The 17,609-nt window shown below is 67.8% G+C and carries 18 protein-coding genes; 11 read left to right on the top strand and 7 right to left on the bottom strand.

What is annotated here, in order from left to right:
- Window positions 1-12: 12 nt before the first annotated feature.
- Together J0A90_RS12145 and J0A90_RS12140 are read left to right on the top strand one after the other, a co-directional pair.
- Window positions 13-2,181: a malate synthase G gene (locus J0A90_RS12145; protein ID WP_207036313.1), complete on the top strand. Its 2,169-nt coding sequence runs from the start codon at window positions 13-15 to the stop codon at window positions 2,179-2,181.
- Window positions 2,182-2,651: 470 nt separating this feature from the next.
- Complete coding sequence (locus J0A90_RS12140) at window positions 2,652-3,068, top strand: PaaI family thioesterase (protein WP_035476385.1); 417 nt, start codon at window positions 2,652-2,654, stop codon at window positions 3,066-3,068.
- A 15-nt stretch (window positions 3,069-3,083) separates the two neighbouring features.
- Here J0A90_RS12140 and J0A90_RS12135 read toward each other — a convergent pair whose 3' ends face one another.
- On the bottom strand, window positions 3,084-3,482 hold the full coding sequence (locus tag J0A90_RS12135) for a DUF423 domain-containing protein (RefSeq protein ID WP_207036311.1): 399 nt from the start codon (window positions 3,480-3,482) through the stop codon (window positions 3,084-3,086).
- 275 nt (window positions 3,483-3,757) lie between these two features.
- Between J0A90_RS12135 and J0A90_RS12130 the strand changes: the two genes are divergently transcribed.
- The 4 genes from J0A90_RS12130 (at window position 3,758) to trmB (ending at window position 7,208) form a co-directional block, all read left to right on the top strand.
- The gene (locus tag J0A90_RS12130) at window positions 3,758-5,230 is read left to right on the top strand and encodes a sodium:alanine symporter family protein (RefSeq protein ID WP_035476390.1); all 1,473 of its coding nucleotides are present in this window, start codon (window positions 3,758-3,760) and stop codon (window positions 5,228-5,230) included.
- A 160-nt stretch (window positions 5,231-5,390) separates the two neighbouring features.
- Window positions 5,391-5,591, top strand: coding sequence for a sulfur carrier protein ThiS (gene thiS, locus J0A90_RS12125; RefSeq protein ID WP_035476393.1), 201 nt, complete (start codon window positions 5,391-5,393; stop codon window positions 5,589-5,591).
- A 28-nt stretch (window positions 5,592-5,619) separates the two neighbouring features.
- The gene (locus J0A90_RS12120) at window positions 5,620-6,417 is read left to right on the top strand and encodes a thiazole synthase (protein WP_207036309.1); all 798 of its coding nucleotides are present in this window, start codon (window positions 5,620-5,622) and stop codon (window positions 6,415-6,417) included.
- 65 nt (window positions 6,418-6,482) lie between these two features.
- Entirely contained in the window at window positions 6,483-7,208 is a 726-nt protein-coding gene (trmB, locus tag J0A90_RS12115) for a tRNA (guanosine(46)-N7)-methyltransferase TrmB (RefSeq protein WP_207036307.1), read from the top strand.
- 7 nt (window positions 7,209-7,215) lie between these two features.
- Here trmB and J0A90_RS12110 read toward each other — a convergent pair whose 3' ends face one another.
- Entirely contained in the window at window positions 7,216-8,157 is a 942-nt protein-coding gene (locus tag J0A90_RS12110) for a DMT family transporter (RefSeq protein ID WP_207036305.1), read from the bottom strand.
- A gap of 135 nt (window positions 8,158-8,292) precedes the next feature.
- On the opposite strand from J0A90_RS12110, the gene J0A90_RS12105 reads away from it, so the two are divergent.
- The gene (locus J0A90_RS12105; RefSeq protein ID WP_233076737.1) at window positions 8,293-9,213 is read left to right on the top strand and encodes a LysR family transcriptional regulator; all 921 of its coding nucleotides are present in this window, start codon (window positions 8,293-8,295) and stop codon (window positions 9,211-9,213) included.
- A gap of 274 nt (window positions 9,214-9,487) precedes the next feature.
- Here the strand turns inward: J0A90_RS12105 and J0A90_RS12100 are convergent, their stop codons facing one another.
- Entirely contained in the window at window positions 9,488-10,408 is a 921-nt protein-coding gene (locus J0A90_RS12100; RefSeq protein ID WP_207036302.1) for an AEC family transporter, read from the bottom strand.
- 87 nt (window positions 10,409-10,495) lie between these two features.
- On the opposite strand from J0A90_RS12100, the gene J0A90_RS12095 reads away from it, so the two are divergent.
- Window positions 10,496-11,068 (top strand): hypothetical protein, encoded by a 573-nt coding sequence (locus J0A90_RS12095; RefSeq protein WP_207036300.1) that lies wholly within the window; start codon window positions 10,496-10,498, stop codon window positions 11,066-11,068.
- 39 nt (window positions 11,069-11,107) lie between these two features.
- Here J0A90_RS12095 and J0A90_RS12090 read toward each other — a convergent pair whose 3' ends face one another.
- Together J0A90_RS12090 and J0A90_RS12085 are read right to left on the bottom strand one after the other, a co-directional pair.
- Window positions 11,108-11,875, bottom strand: a complete 768-nt coding sequence (locus J0A90_RS12090) for an FKBP-type peptidyl-prolyl cis-trans isomerase (protein WP_207036298.1) — start codon at window positions 11,873-11,875, stop codon at window positions 11,108-11,110.
- Between the two features lie 88 nt (window positions 11,876-11,963).
- The gene (locus tag J0A90_RS12085) at window positions 11,964-12,533 is read right to left on the bottom strand and encodes a TIGR02444 family protein (protein WP_207036296.1); all 570 of its coding nucleotides are present in this window, start codon (window positions 12,531-12,533) and stop codon (window positions 11,964-11,966) included.
- Window positions 12,534-12,600: 67 nt separating this feature from the next.
- On the opposite strand from J0A90_RS12085, the gene J0A90_RS12080 reads away from it, so the two are divergent.
- Together J0A90_RS12080 and chaB are read left to right on the top strand one after the other, a co-directional pair.
- Complete coding sequence (locus J0A90_RS12080) at window positions 12,601-14,514, top strand: ATP-binding cassette domain-containing protein (protein WP_207036294.1); 1,914 nt, start codon at window positions 12,601-12,603, stop codon at window positions 14,512-14,514.
- Window positions 14,515-14,627: 113 nt separating this feature from the next.
- On the top strand, window positions 14,628-14,858 hold the full coding sequence (gene chaB, locus J0A90_RS12075) for a putative cation transport regulator ChaB (protein ID WP_207036292.1): 231 nt from the start codon (window positions 14,628-14,630) through the stop codon (window positions 14,856-14,858).
- 268 nt (window positions 14,859-15,126) lie between these two features.
- Here chaB and J0A90_RS12070 read toward each other — a convergent pair whose 3' ends face one another.
- On the bottom strand, window positions 15,127-15,903 hold the full coding sequence (locus tag J0A90_RS12070) for an SDR family NAD(P)-dependent oxidoreductase (RefSeq protein WP_207036290.1): 777 nt from the start codon (window positions 15,901-15,903) through the stop codon (window positions 15,127-15,129).
- A gap of 319 nt (window positions 15,904-16,222) precedes the next feature.
- A complete protein-coding gene (gene dtd, locus J0A90_RS12065) occupies window positions 16,223-16,660 on the bottom strand; it encodes a D-aminoacyl-tRNA deacylase (RefSeq protein WP_207036288.1) in 438 nt (145 codons plus the stop codon).
- Between the two features lie 284 nt (window positions 16,661-16,944).
- On the opposite strand from dtd, the gene J0A90_RS12060 reads away from it, so the two are divergent.
- On the top strand, window positions 16,945-17,565 hold the full coding sequence (locus J0A90_RS12060; RefSeq protein WP_207036286.1) for a TRAP transporter small permease: 621 nt from the start codon (window positions 16,945-16,947) through the stop codon (window positions 17,563-17,565).
- The last annotated feature ends 44 nt before the right edge of the window (window positions 17,566-17,609 follow it).

Here is a 17,609-nt window from a genome sequence, read left to right as displayed (position 1 = left end):
CTGGAGGCTAGTATGACGCAGCGTGTTTCTCATCACCGTCTGCAGGTGGCGACCGAGCTCGAGCGCTTTCTCGAACAGGAAGCGCTGCCCGGCACCGGGCTCGACCCCGACACCTTCTGGCGCGGTTTCGATGCGCTGATCCACGAGCTGGCGCCGCGCAACCGCGAACTGCTCGCCGAGCGCGACCGGCTGCAGGCGGAGCTCGACCGCTGGCACGCCGAGCACTCGGGTGAAATTCGTGACATGGCCGCCTACCGCCGGTTCCTCTCCGATATCGGCTATCTGGTCGAGGCGCCGGCCAGTGTGACCGCGAGCACCGCCAACGTCGATGCCGAGATTGCGCGCCAGGCCGGCCCGCAGCTGGTGGTCCCGGTGAGCAACGCGCGCTATGCGCTCAACGCGGCCAATGCGCGCTGGGGCAGCCTGTATGACGCGCTCTACGGCACCGACGTCATCGCCGAGAGCGACGGCGCCGAGAAGGGCAAGGGCTACAACCCCAAGCGCGGTGAGAAGGTGATCGCCTACGCGCGCAACGTACTCGACATGGCGGCGCCGCTGGCCACCGGCTCGCACCGCGACGCCACGCGCTACCTGATCCGCGACGGCAGGCTGACGGTCGTCCTGGAAGGCGGACGCGAGACCGGGCTCCAGCACCCCAGCCAGTTCGTCGGCTATCGCGGCGAGGCCGGCGCGCCCGAGGCGGTGCTGCTCTCGAACCACGGCCTGCATCTGGAGATCCAGATCGACTCGAGTCACGCCATCGGCAAGACCGACCCGGCCGGGGTCAAGGACCTGCTGGTCGAGGCCGCGGTGACCACCATCATGGATTGTGAGGATTCGGTCGCTGCGGTCGACGCCGAGGACAAGACGCTGGTCTATCGCAACTGGCTGGGCCTGATGAAAGGCGACCTCGAAGAGCGCTTCGACAAGGGTGGCAAGACGGTCACCCGCCGCCTCGCCGAGGATCGCGAGTACATCCAGCCCGACGGCGGCAGCCTGACCCTGCCGGGGCGTTCGCTGATGTTCGTGCGTAATGTCGGCCATCTGATGACCACGCCGGCGATCCTCGATGGCGACGGCAACGAGATCCCCGAGGGCATGCTCGATGCGGTGGTCACCGCGCTGATCGCCATGCACGATCTGGCGCGCGACGGCGGCAACTCGCGCGCCGGCTCGGTCTACATCGTCAAGCCGAAGATGCACGGCCCTAAGGAGGTCGCCTTCGCCGACGAGCTGTTCGCCCGCGTCGAGACGCTGCTGGGGCTGGCCGAGCACACCCTCAAGATGGGCATCATGGACGAGGAGCGGCGCACCTCGGTCAACCTCAAGGCGTGTATCGAGGCCGCCAAGGCGCGGGTCGCCTTCATCAACACCGGCTTCCTCGACCGCACCGGCGACGAGATGCACACGGCGATGAACGCCGGGCCGATGCTGCGCAAGGGCGACATGAAGGGCAGCCGCTGGATCGCCGCCTACGAGCGCAGCAACGTCCAGGTCGGGCTGGCCTGTGGCCTGCGCGGGCGTGCCCAGATCGGCAAGGGCATGTGGGCGATGCCGGACCTGATGGCGGCGATGCTGGAGCAGAAGAGCGGGCACCCCAAGGCCGGTGCCAATACCGCCTGGGTGCCGTCGCCCACCGCCGCGGTGCTGCACGCGCTGCACTACCACCAGATCGATGTCGCCGCGATCCAGCGCGAGCTCGAGGAGCAGGGCGAGAGCGATCTACTCGACGATCTGCTGACGGTGCCGGTGGACCCCGAGGCGGCGTGGAGTGCCGAGGAGATCCAGCAGGAGCTCGACAACAACTGCCAGGGCATCCTCGGCTACGTGGTGCGCTGGGTCGAGCACGGCGTGGGCTGCTCCAAGGTGCCGGACATCCACGACGTGGGCCTGATGGAGGATCGCGCCACGCTGCGTATCTCCAGCCAGCACATCGCCAACTGGCTGCACCACGGCATCGTCGACGAGGCCCAGGTGCGCGCGACCCTGGAGCGCATGGCCAAGGTGGTCGACGAGCAGAACGCGCATGACCCGGACTACACGCCGATGTCCTCGCACCTGGCCGACTCCAGTGCCTTCCAGGCGGCCTCCGAGCTGATCTTCAAGGGGCGCGAGCAGCCCTCCGGCTACACCGAGCCGCTGCTGCATCACTGGCGCGCGGTGGACAAGGCCAAGGGCTGAGGGCGCCTTGCCACCGAGTAAGCCCATCCCGGCCACCGGTGTGAAAGAAGCACAAGGTAAAGGCGGTAACCGCCCGATCTCGACGCCAGCGACCCCGGTCGCTGGCGTCGGCGTGTTTGGGGGGGGAGTGTGGGGCAGCGAGTGTGAGGCGGCGCTACGCTCACGATGTTCGTCGGAATGATCTTAGGCTTTGTACGAGAACTACCTGCGCTCGGCAATACGGCGTTAAAAATCGGCTCAAAATGCTCATTTATACCCCGTAAACTGGAGCGCCAGCCCGGTCCGTTTTCGCCGATTTTTGCCTTGTCTTGCCTTCGCTCGCTGACTTTTCGTACAAACCCTAGGGACAGGCCAGAGCGCCCCGCTGTGCCTGATGCGCGGCTTGCGCTATCTTGGGCGCAACGTTCTCGAGCGTCCTGTGCCTGGGCATGAGGTCCGGCGTGCCGAGAACCGCTGCCGGGGAGAGTTCGATGACCGTGATGACCGCCGCCGAGATCGAGGACTACCTCGACGACGTCTTTCCACATCGCCAGGGGACCATCGAAGCGGTCGACCACATGCGTGCCACCATGAGCCTGGCGATCGAGGACGAACACCTGCGCCCCGGCGCCAGCGTCTCGGGGCCATCGATGATGGGGCTGGCCGATGTCTGCCTCTACGTGGCGATCCTGGCCGAGATCGGCCCCGAGGCGATGGCCGTGACCAGCAGCCTCAACTGCCACTTCCTGCGCCGCGCCCGCGGTGACCGCGACCTGATCGCCAACGCGCGCATCCTCAAGCTGGGCCGGCGTCTGGCGGTGGGAGAGGTGCAGCTCTTCTCCACCGGCGACAACGACCCGGTGGCGCTGGTCACCGCGACCTATGTGCTGCCCGACCGCGACGATTGACGCCACCGGCTGCCATCACGCCGATGGGCGTTGACGCCAGGCAGCGATCGCCAGCATCACCCAGCCCGCCATCAGCAACAGCCCGCCGAAGGGCGTGACGATACCCAGGGCGGTGATACCGCTCAGGGTGAGCAGATAGAGCGAGCCGCTGAACAGCACCATGCCCGTGAACCACAGCGCGATGGCCGCCAGCTGCCCGCGCAGCGGTTGCTGCGCGCGCCACGCCAGCAGCGCCATGATCGCCAGGGTGTGCCAGGCCTGATAGCGCACCGCGGTATGGAACACGTCGAGATAGCGCGGCGTGAGGCGGTCGGCCAGGGCGTGGGCGCCGAAGGCGCCGGCGACCACCACCAGCAGGCCGCTGATGGCCACGCCGACCCAGGCGGGGCGCGCGGCGCTACACTTTTGGGGCATGTTGCGTTTTCCTTGCGCTGACTATGCTGTAAGGCGCGCCCGCACCGTCGGGCCGCCTGGCAACCTGGACCGGTGACGCGTATCCAGAGCACGCGTTCGGGTGTCGGGGCGTTTTCTGCGGAGTTCGTGCGTGTTGCGCACAGCTTCGAGGAGCGGTCCTGCACACCGCGCGACGCGTGCCGCGATTTGACGCTCGTCAGTCTAGCGCGTAAAAAGCCGCTTCGGCAGCCGTCTGGGACGGCTCGGGTCACCGCTTTCCACCAAGGATCTCCGAAATGGAATTCATCGACACGCTCCGTGACGCGATTTACGCGATCATGAACCCGATCAGCAATTTCGTCTGGACCTATATTCTGCTCTACCTGCTGTTGGGGGCGGGTATCCTGTTTACCGTGTTGACCCGGGGCATGCAGTTCCGCCTGTTCGCGCACATGGCGAGGGTCACCTTCACCAGCCGCGGCTCCGGCTCCGGCGTCAGCGGCTTCCAGGCTTTCGCCACCTCGCTGGCCGCCCGGGTGGGTACCGGCAACCTGGCCGGCGTGGCGATCGCGCTGTGGGTCGGTGGCCCCGGGGCGATCTTCTGGATGTGGATGACCGCGCTGGTGGGCTTCGCCACCTCGTTCATCGAGTCGACCCTGGCTCAGGTCTACAAGCAGCGTAACGCCGATGGCGTCTACCGCGGCGGGCCGGCCTACTATATCGAGCGCGCGCTGGGCCAGCGCTGGATGAGCGTGCTGTTCGCGATCTTCCTGCTCATCGCCTATGGCCTGGCGTTCAACGGCGCCCAGTCCAATACCATCGCCCAGGGCATGGCGCAGGCGTTCTCGATCCCCAACTGGATCACCGGCGTGGTGCTGGTCGCGTTCACCGCGCTGGTCATCTACGGCGGGCTCAAGTCGGTGGCGCGTACTGCCGAGAAGATCGTGCCGATCATGGCCATCGGTTACTTCCTGGTGGCGCTGTGGGTGCTGCTCTCCAACCTCTCCGAAGTGCCGGCGATGCTGGCGCTGATCGTCAAGAGCGCGTTTGGCTACGGCCCGGCGGTGGGCGGTGCGGTGGGCTACACCATCAAGATCGCGATGGAGAACGGCATCAAGCGCGGGCTGTTCTCCAACGAGGCGGGCATGGGCTCGGCGCCCAACGCCGCCGCCCAGGCCGACGTCAAGCACCCTGCGGCGCAGGGGCTGGTACAGTCGTTCGGGGTGTTCATCGATACCCTGGTGATCTGCAGCTGCACCGCGGTGGTGATTCTGCTCTCCGGGGTCTACGAGCAGCTGATGACCACTTCGCCGGGCAAGGATATCGTGGGTATCCAGCTGACCCAGGATGCCATGGTCGACCACCTCGGCAGCTTCGGCGAGATCTTCATCGCCATCGCCATCCTGCTGTTCGCCTTCACCTCGATCATCGCCAACTTCTCCTACTCGCAGATCAACATCGAGTATCTGTTCAAGCGTCACGCCAAGGCTGCCGTATCGGTGCTGCGTATCGCCGTGCTGGCGATGGTGATGATCGGCTCGATCGCCAAGCTGCAATTCGTGTGGGACTTCGCCGACCTCGCCATGGGGCTGATGGCGACCACCAACCTGATCGCCATCCTGCTGCTGTGCCCGATCGCCCTGCGTGTGCTGCGCGACTACGAAACCCAGCGGCGCCAGGGCGTGCGCGAGCCGACCTTCGATCCCAAGGGCGTGCTCAAGCGTCCCGAGCAGGTCGAGGCCGACGTCTGGCCGCGCCGCGACGACTGAGGTGCGCTACGTAAGTTGGCAAGCCGGCCCCCAGGGGCCGGCTTTTTTGTGTGCGCCTGACGGCCGCGGCGCGGCGGGCGAAGTGCGGGGGTAGGCGTGCCGTGTCCGGCGCAAGACGCTACAATACGCCCCCACGACTGGAGACCTCTGGAGCGTCGTCATGCAGATCCAGCTCAACGGTGAACCCCACCAGCTCGATCACGACCCCACGCTCGCGCGCCTGGTCGAGGCGCTGGGCCTGGGCGGGCGCCGTGTCGCCATCGAGCTCAACGAAGAGATTGTGCCACGCAGCCAGCATGCGCAGACCGCGCTTGCCGAGGGCGATCGCGTGGAGATCGTGCATGCCATCGGTGGCGGCTGAGCGCCGTCACGTCTATCAGGAGTCACGCATGTCGCAGCTGATCGAGGATACCCCGCTGACGGTCGCCGGCCGTCGCTTCCACTCGCGCCTGCTGGTGGGTACGGGCAAGTACCGCGACTTCGACGAGACCGCGGCCGCGGTCGCGGCCAGCGGGGCCGACGTGGTCACCTTCGCCGTGCGGCGCACCAACCTGGGCCAGGATGCGGCCGCGCCCAACCTGCTCGACGTGATCTCGCCCGAGCGCTACACCCTGCTGCCCAATACCGCCGGCTGCTACACCGCCAAGGATGCGGTGCGCACCTGCCGTCTGGCGCGGGAGCTGCTCGATGGCCACAACCTGGTCAAGCTCGAGGTGCTGGGCGACGAGCACACCCTCTATCCCAACGTGGTCGAGACTCTGGCTGCCGCCGAGACGCTGGTCAACGACGGCTTCGATGTCATGGTCTACACCAGCGACGACCCGATCGTGGCCAAGGAGCTCGAGCGTCGCGGCTGCTGTGCGGTGATGCCGCTGGGTTCGCTGATCGGTTCCGGCAACGGCCTGCTCAACCCGGCCACGCTGCGCCTGATTCTCGAGCAGGCCGAAGTGCCGGTGCTGGTGGATGCCGGTATCGGTACCGCCTCAGACGCCGCCCTGGCGATGGAAATGGGCTGCGCCGGGGTGCTGATGAACTCCGCCATCGCCCATGCCCGCCACCCGGTGATGATGGCCGGCGCCATGCGCAAGGCGATCGAAGCCGGGCGCGAGGCGTTTCTCGCCGAGCGCATGCCGCGCCGCGACAGCGCCAGCCCGTCATCGCCGTTCGCCGGGCGCATCAACCCCTGACCTGCCTGTGCCCGCCGCCTCGGCGGTGGGTCTCTTTACACCCACCAAGACGATAGCCACGCCGCATGACCGACAAGCCGACGGACCCCACCGAGACCGCCACCGACACCCCGCATCAGCGCGGCATCAAGAGCTATGTGCTGCGCGCCGGGCGCATGACCGCCGCCCAGGAGCGCGGCCTCAAGGAGGTCTGGCCGCGCTGGGGGCTGACCCTGGAAGACGGGCTGCAGGACCCGGTGACGCTGTTCGGACGTGACGCCCCGCGGGTGGTCGAGATCGGCTTCGGCATGGGGCAGTCGCTGGTCGAGCAGGCCGAGACCCACCCGGAGACCGACTTCATCGGTATCGAAGTGCATGCGCCGGGTGTCGGCAAGCTGCTCGACGAAGCCGACAAGCGTGGCCTGACCAACCTGCGCGTCTATCGCGAGGATGCCCTGGCGGTGCTGGCCCAGTGCCTGCCGGCGGAGAGCATCGACACCCTGCAGCTGTTCTTCCCCGATCCCTGGCCGAAGAAGAAACATCACAAGCGGCGGATCGTGCAACTGCCGTTCGTCGAGCTGGTGCGCACCCGGCTCAAGCCCGGCGGCACCCTGCACATGGCCACCGACTGGGAAGCCTACGCCGAGCACATGGCCGAGGTGATGGCGGCGGCGCCGGGCTATACCAACACCGCCCCCGCGGAGAGCGCACCTTATGTGGCGCGTCCCGCCTTCCGCCCGCTGACCAAGTTCGAGAGTCGCGGCGAGCGTCTGGGTCATGGGGTCTGGGATCTGATTTTTCGTCGCGATTGACCCTGGCTCAGGCGCACTCGCCGCCGCCGGGACGCCGCGGATAGTGCGCCGCGCCGCGGGTGTGGCGGCCGCGGCGCTGGGCGAGCAGAGCCAGCGCCACCCCGGCCAGGGCCAGCGCCATGCCGCCGAGTTGCAGCGGCGCCACGTGCTCGCCGAACATCCCCGCACTCCACGCCAGGGTCACCGGCGGCGTCAGATAGATGGCGCTGGAGACCGCGTTGACGCCGAGACGCCGCAGGCAGACGGTGAAGAAGCCGTAGCCGCCGAAGCTCGACAGCAGCACCAGCCAGCCCAGCGTCTGCCAGGTCAGCAGCGCGCTGCCGGGTAGCGCCAGGCCGCCGGCGCCCGTCGCGGCCACACCGAAGATCAGCGCTGCCGCACTCAACTGCGCGGTGAGCGATGCCGCCAGTCCCAGTCCCGACGGGCGCCGGGCGGCGAGAACGCTGCCAAGGGTCACGCTGATCACCGCCAGCAGTGGCAGCGCATAGGCCCAGCCGCCAGCGCCGCCTGCCCCCTGCCAGTCCCCCGCGATGCACAGCACCACGCCGCTGCCGGCCACGCCGAGGCCGAGCCAGGCCGCCGCCGGTAGCTGCTCGCGCAGCCACAGCGTGGCGATCGCCGCCGCCAGCAGCGGCTGCTGGGCGGTGATCAGCGCGGTGACGCTGGCGCTGACGCCCTCACCGATGGCGAGTACCACGCACAGCAGATAGCCGCCCATGGTGAGGGCACCGACCGCCATCTCGCGCAGCCAGGCCGACAGCGCCACTGGCCGCCGATCGAGCAGTCGCCACCACAGCGCGGCCAGTGCGGCGGCGATGACGAAGCGCCAGGCGAACAGGTCCAGCGCGTTCAAGGGGGCGCGGCTGGCCAGTTCGCTGCCGATGAAGCCGGAACTCCAGCAGAGCACGAAGCCACTCATCAGGACTGCGTTCAGTGTCGCGTGGCGCATGCCGACGCCTCCTCTCGTCGCGGGGTGACTGTCTCGGGCTGACTTTCTCGGGGCACCCATGTCGGGGTGATGCGGCTTGAGTCTGGACGCCATGCAGGCTTCAATGAATCGAATAAAAATCGATAAGGATTCAATATGTTTGAAGTCGGATCGACCCTCGATCTGGAGCTGCTGCGCACCTTCCAGGTGGTCGCCCAGAGCGGCTCGCTGGCGGCCACCGCCGAGGTGCGCCACCGCACCCTGAGCGCCATCAGCATGCAGATGAAGCGGCTGGAGACCGAGCTCGACGTGCGCCTGCTGGAGCGCGGCCCGCGCGGCGTGACCCTGACCGCCAGCGGCGAGCTGCTGCTGCGCGAGGCGCAGGCGCTGCTGCGGGCACACGACACCCTGGTCAGCCGCTTCAGCCGCGAGCGCCTGAGCGGGCGGGTGCGCCTGGGTATCCCCGAGGACTATGCGCGCGAGCTGCTCGACGACACCCTGCCGCAGTTCATGGCGCGCCATCCGGGCATCCTGCTCGATGTCACCACCGACACCAGCGGGCGGCTGGCGCGGGGGCTGCGGGCGCGACGTCTGGATCTGGCGGTGGTGCTCGACCATGCCGCCGGGCTGGAGGGCGGCGAGCCCCTGTGGCATCCCACGCCGGTGTGGGCAGGGCCGGCCCAGGGCGCGCTGCACCAGGAGGAGATCGTGCCGCTGGCGGTGCACCCGGCGGAGTGCCCCTACCGCCAGCTGGCGGCCGATGCCCTCGATGCGGCGCAGCGGCCGTGGCGGGCGATCTTCACCAGCACCAGCATCCACGCGGTGGAGAAGGCGATCGAGACCGGCATGGCGATCGGAGTGCTCGACCGCGAACGGGTGACCGGCGCCATGCGCGCGCTGGACGAGAGCGACGGCCTGCCTGTGCTGCGGCGCTGCGAGGCGCGCCTGCATTTCGCTCGCGCTATCGATGACGCCTCCCAGCCCGCGGTGGAGGCGCTGGCGGAGCTGCTGCGTCAGCGCCTGAGTGGGCGCGGGCCGTGGCAGTGGGATGCCCTGAGCGCGCGGAGCCCCAGCTAGGCACTGCGTGACGCGTTGACTTGTCGGACCGTGCCCGGCGCTGTCACATCGTAGAGCGCGTATCAGTAGACGCTGCGCAGAGATGGCGAGCACAAAAAAAGCCGCCCTGGGCAGGGCGGCGCGAAGGACCGTGACTAGCTTGATGAGGAGATAACCATGGCAGGAACCTGACATTCCTGACGTTGGTCAGTGGCGTTTGGCGACGCCACAAGTCAAAGGTAATCATTCTCATTTGGGATTGCAAGCGAAACGAGAATCTTTTTTATTTAGGCGCTCAGCCGACCCCGAGCAGTGGCAGCAGCAGCGGCAGCGAGAGCATCGCCAGCAGCGTCTGGCCGGTGATGATCGCGGCCATCAGTTCGGCGTCGCCGCCCAGCTGGCGCGCCAGGATATAGGCGGAGGTCGCCGTCGGCAGCGCGGCGAACAGCAGCACCACATCGCGCTCGATGCCGGAGAGGCCGGCCAGCGCGGCAAGGGCGGCCACCGTCAGCGGTGTGACGATCAGCTTCAGCGCGCTCGAGGTCCAGAACGCCCGTCCGCCGCGCCACAGCGCCTGCGGGCGCAGCGCCACGCCTACCGCGACCAGCCCCAGCGGCAGCGCCGCACGCCCGAGCAGCTCCACCGCGGGCGCGCTCCAGCCGGGCAGACCGATGCCGCTCAGGTTGAGCGCGATCCCCAGCAGGCAGGCCAGGATCAGCGGATTGCGCGCCAGCGCCAGGGCGCTGCGCCCCAGACTGGCGCGGCCCAGGGTGCCGCTGGCGATGAATGCCAGCACGCAGAGCAGGTTGGCGGTGGGCACCATCAGCGCCACCGCGACTGCCGCCACGGTGGTGCCGGCGCTACCGTGAAGGGCCGCGGCGCCGGCCACCCCGACATAGGTGTTGAAGCGCACCACGCCCTGGAAGGTGGAGGTGAAAGCAGCGGCATCCAGTGCCAGGCGCCGGCGCGCCAGCCATACCGCCAGTGCCAGCGCCAGCATCCCGCCGAGCAGCGCCACGCCCAGGCGCAGCACCGGCACCCGGGCGACATCGGCATCGGCCAGGGTCGCCACCAGCATGGCGGGGAACAGCAGGTAGTAGATCAGGCGTTCCAGCTGGGGCCAGAAATCGGCGCCGGGAAAACGTGCCCAACCCAGGCCCGCACCGAGTAGAATCAGAAGGAAAAGCGGGCCGAGTGCCCCTGCGATATCGCTCATCTAGCGTCCTGAGTGTGGTTGTCGTCACGCCGCCTCGAACGCCCATGGTAGCGATCCCTTGTCTCTGCCGGGAGCCCCGTCACGTCCATGGCTGTCTACGACGAAGATACCGCACGGCCACGCATGCTCACGCTGCTGATCGGCGTCACCCTGGCGACCATCGTCGTCGCCCTGTGGTATTTGCTCGACTACTATCTGCGCGAGTCCGATAGCGAGATCACCTGGTACCCGCCGGAGCACGGCTGCGTGCTGCTCGACGGTGGCTGCCAGGCGGGGCTGGGTCTCGATTCCGGGCTGACCTACTCACTCAACGAAGCACCCGAGCGCGGCGACCTGCGCTTCGAGGTCGATGTCTACGGGCTGGCGGCCAAGCAGGTCTACGTGGAGTTCATCGGGCGCCACATGAACATCCGCTCCCAGCGCTTCAATCTGACGCGGATGCCGGGGGAGCGCGAGCGTTTCGTCGGCTACGGCGATCTGGGGCTGTGCAGCGGCTACGTGGAGGCGTGGCGGGCCCAGGTGGTGGTGGTCAGCGACCACGGCCTCAAGGGCAGCTGGTTCGATTTCGACAGCGCCGGGCTGGCCGATGCGCTGTCGCGGCGCGAGGCCAAGCGCAGTGCCAGTGAGAAGGACTGCTTATGGACGCAGACGCCGGCCTGATGGCCGGCGTCTAAAGGGGTAGGGCGGGGGGAGAGCGGCTTACTTGCCGTCGCTGCTCGTCTTGGCGTCGCTGCCCTTGGCCGCCTTGTCGCCCTTGGCGTCACCCTCGTCGGGGTTGATGCCGAGCAGTTCGACCTTGAACTGCAGCGCCTGGTTGGGGCCGATCGGGCCGCCGGTGCCGGCTGCGCCGTAGGCCAGGTCGGAGGGCACGGTGATCAGCCAGGTGTCACCGACATGCATCATCTTGAGCGCTTCCTGCCAGCCCGGGATGACCTGGCCGACCTTGAACGAGATCGGCTCGCCGCGCTTGTAGGAGCTGTCGAACACGGTGCCGTCGGGGAGCTTGCCTTCGTAGTTGACCTTGACCGTGTCGTCGTCGCTGGGCGAGGCGCCGTCACCGGACTTCAGCACCTGGTACTGCAGGCCCGAATCGGTGGTCTTCACGCCCTTCTTCTTGGCGTTGGCGGCGAGAAAGGCTTCGCTCTCCTTGAGATTGGCGTCGGCGACCTTCTTCTGCTCGGCCTTCTGCTCGGCGATCTTCTGCTGCTGGTACTGGGTCAGCGCTTTGCTGATCTCATCGTCACTCATCTGCAGCTTGTGATCGCCGTAGACGTCACGAATCGCCGCGGCGAAGGCGTCGACATCCAGGTTCTTGACGTCCTGCGACAGGCCCTGGCCCAGGGTGGCACCGATGCTGTAGCTCAGCTTGGCCTGGTCGCTGTCGAGGTCGACCTTGTCCTGGGCGAAAGCCGCCAGCGGCAGCGTCATCATACTGCCGATCGCGACGGCGGTTACCAAACGTTTCATGCAGTCTCCTTGGAGAGTCGGGGTTGAAGCCGATGCTGGCTCGGGGTGAAAACGCCTCAGGCATCGGTGTAGCGCTGCTGTTGGGACTCTAACAGCTGGGATTTGGTTCCGCATCCGGCGTGGCGGCCAGCCACAGGGTCAGCAGTGGCTGTAACGTGGCGTAAGCCGGTGATGTCGTGCCGAGATCCGTGGTCGGTTGCGCTGCTGCCCGCGTCGGCGTGGCCCAGGCGGCGCACAGTGCCTGCGCCGCGGCGAGCGGGTCGTAGTACGCCGGCGGCTCGCTCGACGCGGCGCGGCGGCTCGGCAGTTCGGCCAGGCGGATAAGCGTCTCGCGCTCCGCCAGCAGCTCCGCCTGCTGCAGGCGCTGGCGCAGCTCGCTCAGACGCGGGCGGGTCTCGAGCGCGGCCTTGAGCTCACGCCGCCGCTGGCGCAGCGGCCGGGTCATCGTCTCCTGCCAGTGGCGCACCTCGGCCAGCCCTTGGGTGGCGTCAGGGGAGGGCTCGCGGCCGTGCTCGGCGAGCCAGGCGAGCCACAGCAGCTCGCACACGTCATAGCCGTGGTCGTCCTGCAGGCTCAGACAGCGCGCCTGGGCGCCGGGGCGGGCGTAGCGCGCCAGGGCGAAATCCCACAGGTCGTCCGCGGCGTCGGCGGTGGTCATCGGCACTCCGTGTCGGCGGCGTTGGCTGATAGAATGAGCGCCCATTCGATGCGCTCTGGAGCCCGGCATGATTGCATTCCGCCAACTCGCCCTGCAACGCGGCACGCGCCGGCTGATCGAAGGTGCCGACCTGATGCTGCACGAGGGCCACAAGGTGGGCATCGTCGGCGCCAACGGTGCCGGCAAGTCGAGCCTGTTCGCGCTGATCCGCGGCGAGCTCGGCGCCGACGCAGGTAGCGTCGAGATCGCCGGCGGCAAGCGTATCGCCCACATGGCGCAGGAGGTCTCGGCGATCGAGCGCGCCCTGGTCGAGTTCGTGCTCGACGGCGATGTCGCCCTGCGCCAGGCCGAGCAGGCGCTGGCGGCGGCCCAGGCCGCGGGCGAGCATGACCGCGAGGCGGCGCTGCACGGCCAGATCGAGGCGCTCGACGGCTACACCGCGCGGGCCCGGGCCGAACAGCTGCTGGCCGGGCTGGGTTTCGCCCAGCGCGATCTCTACCGCCCGTTGGCGGATTTTTCCGGCGGCTGGCGCATGCGCGTGGGGCTGGCGCGGACCCTGTTCACGCCGTCGGAGATCCTGCTGCTCGACGAGCCCACCAACCACCTCGATCTCGATGCGCTCCTGTGGCTGGAGCAGTGGCTCACCCGTTATCCCGGCACCCTGATGCTGATCTCCCACGACCGTGACTTCCTGGATGCGGTGTGCGATCACATCCTGCATATCGATCAGGCGCGGCTGACCCTCTATCGCGGTAACTACAGCGCCTTCGAGCGCGCCCGCGCCGAACGCCAGGCCCAGCAGCAGGCCGAGTTCGAGAAGCAGCAGGCGCGCCGCGCCGAGATCGAGCGCTTCGTCGAGCGCTTCCGGGCCAAGGCGACCAAGGCGCGCCAGGCCCAGAGCCGGCTCAAGATGCTCGAGCGCATGGAAACCATTGCCGCGGCGCGGGCCGACTCGCCGTTCCGCTTCGAGCTGCCCTGCGCCGACAAGATCTCCAGCCCGCTGCTGTCGCTGGATCGCGCCGATCTCGGCTATCCCGAGGCGCGCATCCTCGAAGGCGTCAACGTGTCGATCCTGCCGGGAGAGCGGATCGGGCTGCTCGGCCCCAACGGCGCCGGCAAGTCGACCCTGATCAAGACCCTGATCGGCGAGCTTTCGCCCCAGGCGGGTGCGCGGGTACCCGGGGAAAATCTGGTGGTGGGCTATTTCGCCCAGCATCAGCTGGAGCATCTCGACCTCGGCGCCACGCCCTTCACCCACGTGCAGCGGCTCTCGCCCACCGCCAGCGACCAGTCGATCCGTGACTTCCTGGGCGGCTTCGGCTTCCGCGGCGATGATGTCTTCGGCGATGTTTCCCGCTTCTCCGGGGGCGAGAAGGCGCGCCTGGCGCTATCGCTGGTGGCGTGGGAGAAGCCCAACCTGCTGCTGCTCGACGAGCCCACCAACCACCTCGATCTGGACATGCGTGAAGCGCTGGCCGAGGCCCTGGCCGCCTACGAGGGCGCGGTAGTGATCGTCTCCCACGACCGCCACCTGCTGCGCGCCAGCGTCGATCTGTTCTGGCGCGTGGTCGACGGCCGGGTGACGCCGTTCGATGGCGATCTCGACGACTATCACCAGTGGCTCAAGGCGCGCGAGAGCGAGCAGCGCCAGGCCGCCCGCGACGAGCGCCGCCCCAGCGACAGCGGCGACCGCAAGGCGGCGCGACGTGCCGCCGCCGAGCTGCGCGAGCAGACCAAGCCGCTGCGCAAGCGCCGCGACGCCGCGGAGAAAGCTCTGGAGCGCGCCCAGAGTGAGCTCACCGCGCTGGAGACCCAACTCGCCGACCCCACGCTCTACGAGGCCGCGCGCAAGGAGGAGCTGACCCGGCTGGTGCGCGAGCAGGGCGAGCTGCAGGGGCGGGTCGAGACGCTCGAAGGCGAGTGGCTGGCGGCGGAGGAGGCACTGGAGACGCTCGAGGCCGAGCTGCAGGCGGCCTCTTGAGGCGCGTCGCGAGCCGACTGTCGATGACTGGCGTCGGCATCGCGATGACTGGCGTTGACACCGCCATGACGAGGCTACACTGGAGGGTGGATTTCGCAGCCAGGTAATGCCCCATGCCCTACGACAGCCGTGACGATATTCCCGAGAGCGCGCGCAAGGTGCTGCCGCCCCACGCCCGGACCATCTACCAGGAGGCGTTCAACAGCGCCTGGGAGCAGTACAAGAAGCCCGAGGATCGGCGCGGCGACAGCTCCCGCGAGGAGGTCGCCCACGCCGTGGCGTGGAAGGCCGTCGAAGCCAAGTACGCCAAGGGCGACGACGGCAAGTGGCATCCCAAGGATTGAGGCTATCTCCCCGGGCCTATCTCCCCGGGGCTATCTGCTCGCGGCCATCTCCTAGGGAGTGGGGCTTTTGCCGTGATGTTCGAGCGGTGAGAGGTTCGGCAAGCGCGATGGCTTGCCGTCCGGCTTAGAGGGTGTTTACAAATTCGACGAGCGAAGGCGAGACAAGGCGAAATCGGCCGAAAAGACGGAGTTTACGCGGTGTAAATGAGTACTTTGAGGTCGATTTCAACGCCGTATCGTCGAGCGCAGGCATTTTGTGAAAACCCTCTTACTCGGCGTAGATCATCTTCTTGGTCATCCCCCCATCGACGCTGATGTGCTGCCCGGTGATGAACCCTGCCTTGTCGCTGGCCAGAAAGGCCACGGTGGCAGCCACGTCCTGCGGCTCGCCCACACGCCCCACCGGGTGCTGCGTGCGGTCGATCTCACGGTGCTCGGGCTGGCTGCGCTGCGCCGCCTTCTGCCACGGCCCGGTCTCGATCCAGCCGGGGCAGATCGCATTGACCCGAATCTCCGGCCCCAGGCTGACCGCCAGCGCATGGGTCATCGCCAGCAACCCGCCCTTGGCCGCGGCATAGGATTCGCAGTGGGGCTCGGACTGCAGCGCGCGGGTCGAGGCGATATTGACGATGGCGCCGTGGCGCTGGCGTAGCCCGGGAATGGCGGCGCGGGTGCATAGGAAGGCACCGGTCAGGTGGCTCTCCTGCCAGCGGCGCCAGTCGGCCAACGCCAGCGCCTCCAGCGGGCCGCATTCGGGGTCGGCGATCCCGGCATTGTTGACCAGCAGGTCGAAGCCATCGGCCTTGCCGTGCTCCTGCTGCCAGCCGTTGATATGCGCAAACGCCTCCTGCACCTGCAGCTCGTCGCTGACGTCGACCACCATCGCCAGCAGCGGCGCGTCGATGTAGGCCTCGTCGAGTTCGGCGACCGCTTCGGGGTCGCGATCCAGGGCGGCGACGCGCCAGCCCTCCGACAGCAGCAGCTCGACCGTGGCGCGGCCGATACCCTGGGCGCCGCCGGTGATGATGGCGAGCGGTGTGGTCATGTATTGGCTTCCTCTGCGTGGCGGCCGTGGCCGCATTCCCTGTGGTATTGCGCTATGTGGCAGCGTCGAGATGCTGCCGTGTTATTCGTGTCTGCATCTGCGACTGTCTGCCTGACTGGAGTCGCGGCGGCAGCGCACCGGCGGCCGGGCGTGCAGGCATTTTGTAAACACCCTCTCAGAGGGTGTTTACAAAATGCCTGCGCTCGACAATACGGCGTTGAAATCGACCTCAAAATACTCATTTACCCCTTGTAAACTCCGCTTTTTCGGCCGATTTCGCCTTGTCTTGCCTTCGCTCGTCGAATTTGTAAACACCCTCTCAGGTCTCCAGCAGAAAGGTGACCGGTCCATCGTTGGTCAGCGACACCTGCATGTCGGCGCCGAAGCGCCCGGTGGCGGTTTGCGGCCAGGCGGCACGCGCCTGATCCAGCAGGTAGTCGAATAGCTCGCGCCCCAGCGCCGGCGGCGCGGCGCTGGAGAAGCTCGGCCGCAGCCCCTTGTAGGTGGCCGCCACCAGGGTGAACTGCGACACCAGCAGGAGCCCGCCCTCGACCTGCTGCAGGTTACGGTTCATGCGCCCCTCGGCGTCGCTGAACACCCGGTAGTGGAGCAGCTTGTGCAGCAGGCGATCGGCGCGGGCACGATCGTCGTCGGCGGCGACGCCGATCAGGGCCAGCAGCCCGTGGTCGATCGCGCCGATGCGCTCGCCGTCGACCGCTACGCTGGCGTGGGTGACGCGTTGAATCAGGGCTCGCATGGTAGGGCGGGGCTCCATCAGGGGTCGCTGAACGATACCCAAGCTTAGCATCGCCCGGCGCCGACGGCAGGCCGTGCGCATGACGCGCCCGGACGGCCTCCGGGTGGGGTAAGACACGGTGTTACGTGGCAGACACCGGGCTTTACGCGCTAACCTTGGGTAAGCGCCCCGCATTCGTGGCGTCGCGCTGTGCGCCCCGGCGAGGTCTCCGGAGGACGCCGCCGACGGTGGGCACGAGGGCGGGAGCGCGGGCAACGACTCCCCTTGATAATAAGGACAACGTCATGAACTCGACTTCTGCCAAGCGCGACGAGCAGCGCTCCCGCGGCGGGTTTCTCGGGGCCCTGCTGGCGCTGGACCGGCTGCTGGGGCTGCTCGAACGCGTGGTGATCGGCGGCTGCATTCTGGCCATGGCGCTGTTGATGAGCGCCCATGTGGTCGGCAACCTGCTGTTCAGCCAGGGCATCGCCGGCACCTACGAGATCACCGAAATGCTGATCGTGGTGATCACCTTCGTCGGGGTGAGTTACGCCGCCCGTCACGCCCGCCACATCAGCATGTCCGCGATCTACGACCAGCTCGGGGGGCGCGCGCGCAAGGCGCTGCTGATCGTGATCTCGCTGGGCACGGCGCTGTTGATGTTCTACTTCTGCTTCAAGTCCTTCGAGTACGTGGTGGCGTTGCACGATCGTGGTCGCACCAGCGCGGCGCTGCACATTCCCTTCTGGATGGTCTATACCGCGCTGCCGATCGGCTTCGTGTTGGCGGGTATCCAGTACGTGCTCACCGCGCTGCGCAACATGATCAGCCCCGGCGTGTGGCGCTCGCTCACCGAGCGTGAGGGCTACGACGACAGCGTGCTGGACGACGCGGCTGCCGAACGCGCCGCCGACACCCAACCGTGAGGGTGGCGGGGCAGGGCCGTATCATCCGACGGCTGACGCCACCA

Source organism: Salinicola sp. DM10 (assembly GCF_017306975.2).
GTDB lineage: Bacteria > Pseudomonadota > Gammaproteobacteria > Pseudomonadales > Halomonadaceae > Salinicola.
The sequence above is the reverse complement of the archived record's forward strand: the minus strand, read 5'-3'. Positions and strand labels throughout refer to the sequence as shown.

What these genes read in the sequence shown, in the direction of transcription:
- J0A90_RS12120 (WP_207036309.1), top strand. Translation starts at nt 5,620, where the DNA reads ATGTCGCAGCTGATCGAGGATACCCCGCTGACGGTCGCCGGCCGTCGC.
- J0A90_RS12085 (WP_207036296.1), bottom strand. Translation starts at nt 12,533, where the DNA reads ATGACCACCGCCGACGCCGCGGACGACCTGTGGGATTTCGCCCTGGCG.
- J0A90_RS12090 (WP_207036298.1), bottom strand. Translation starts at nt 11,875, where the DNA reads ATGAAACGTTTGGTAACCGCCGTCGCGATCGGCAGTATGATGACGCTG.
- J0A90_RS12145 (WP_207036313.1), top strand. Translation starts at nt 13, where the DNA reads ATGACGCAGCGTGTTTCTCATCACCGTCTGCAGGTGGCGACCGAGCTC.
- J0A90_RS12105 (WP_233076737.1), top strand. Translation starts at nt 8,293, where the DNA reads ATGTTTGAAGTCGGATCGACCCTCGATCTGGAGCTGCTGCGCACCTTC.
- trmB (WP_207036307.1), top strand. Translation starts at nt 6,483, where the DNA reads ATGACCGACAAGCCGACGGACCCCACCGAGACCGCCACCGACACCCCG.
- J0A90_RS12140 (WP_035476385.1), top strand. Translation starts at nt 2,652, where the DNA reads ATGACCGTGATGACCGCCGCCGAGATCGAGGACTACCTCGACGACGTC.
- J0A90_RS12060 (WP_207036286.1), top strand. Translation starts at nt 16,945, where the DNA reads ATGAACTCGACTTCTGCCAAGCGCGACGAGCAGCGCTCCCGCGGCGGG.
- J0A90_RS12070 (WP_207036290.1), bottom strand. Translation starts at nt 15,903, where the DNA reads ATGACCACACCGCTCGCCATCATCACCGGCGGCGCCCAGGGTATCGGC.
- J0A90_RS12095 (WP_207036300.1), top strand. Translation starts at nt 10,496, where the DNA reads ATGGCTGTCTACGACGAAGATACCGCACGGCCACGCATGCTCACGCTG.
- J0A90_RS12100 (WP_207036302.1), bottom strand. Translation starts at nt 10,408, where the DNA reads ATGAGCGATATCGCAGGGGCACTCGGCCCGCTTTTCCTTCTGATTCTA.
- chaB (WP_207036292.1), top strand. Translation starts at nt 14,628, where the DNA reads ATGCCCTACGACAGCCGTGACGATATTCCCGAGAGCGCGCGCAAGGTG.
- J0A90_RS12110 (WP_207036305.1), bottom strand. Translation starts at nt 8,157, where the DNA reads ATGCGCCACGCGACACTGAACGCAGTCCTGATGAGTGGCTTCGTGCTC.
- J0A90_RS12135 (WP_207036311.1), bottom strand. Translation starts at nt 3,482, where the DNA reads ATGCCCCAAAAGTGTAGCGCCGCGCGCCCCGCCTGGGTCGGCGTGGCC.
- J0A90_RS12130 (WP_035476390.1), top strand. Translation starts at nt 3,758, where the DNA reads ATGGAATTCATCGACACGCTCCGTGACGCGATTTACGCGATCATGAAC.
- dtd (WP_207036288.1), bottom strand. Translation starts at nt 16,660, where the DNA reads ATGCGAGCCCTGATTCAACGCGTCACCCACGCCAGCGTAGCGGTCGAC.
- J0A90_RS12080 (WP_207036294.1), top strand. Translation starts at nt 12,601, where the DNA reads ATGATTGCATTCCGCCAACTCGCCCTGCAACGCGGCACGCGCCGGCTG.
- thiS (WP_035476393.1), top strand. Translation starts at nt 5,391, where the DNA reads ATGCAGATCCAGCTCAACGGTGAACCCCACCAGCTCGATCACGACCCC.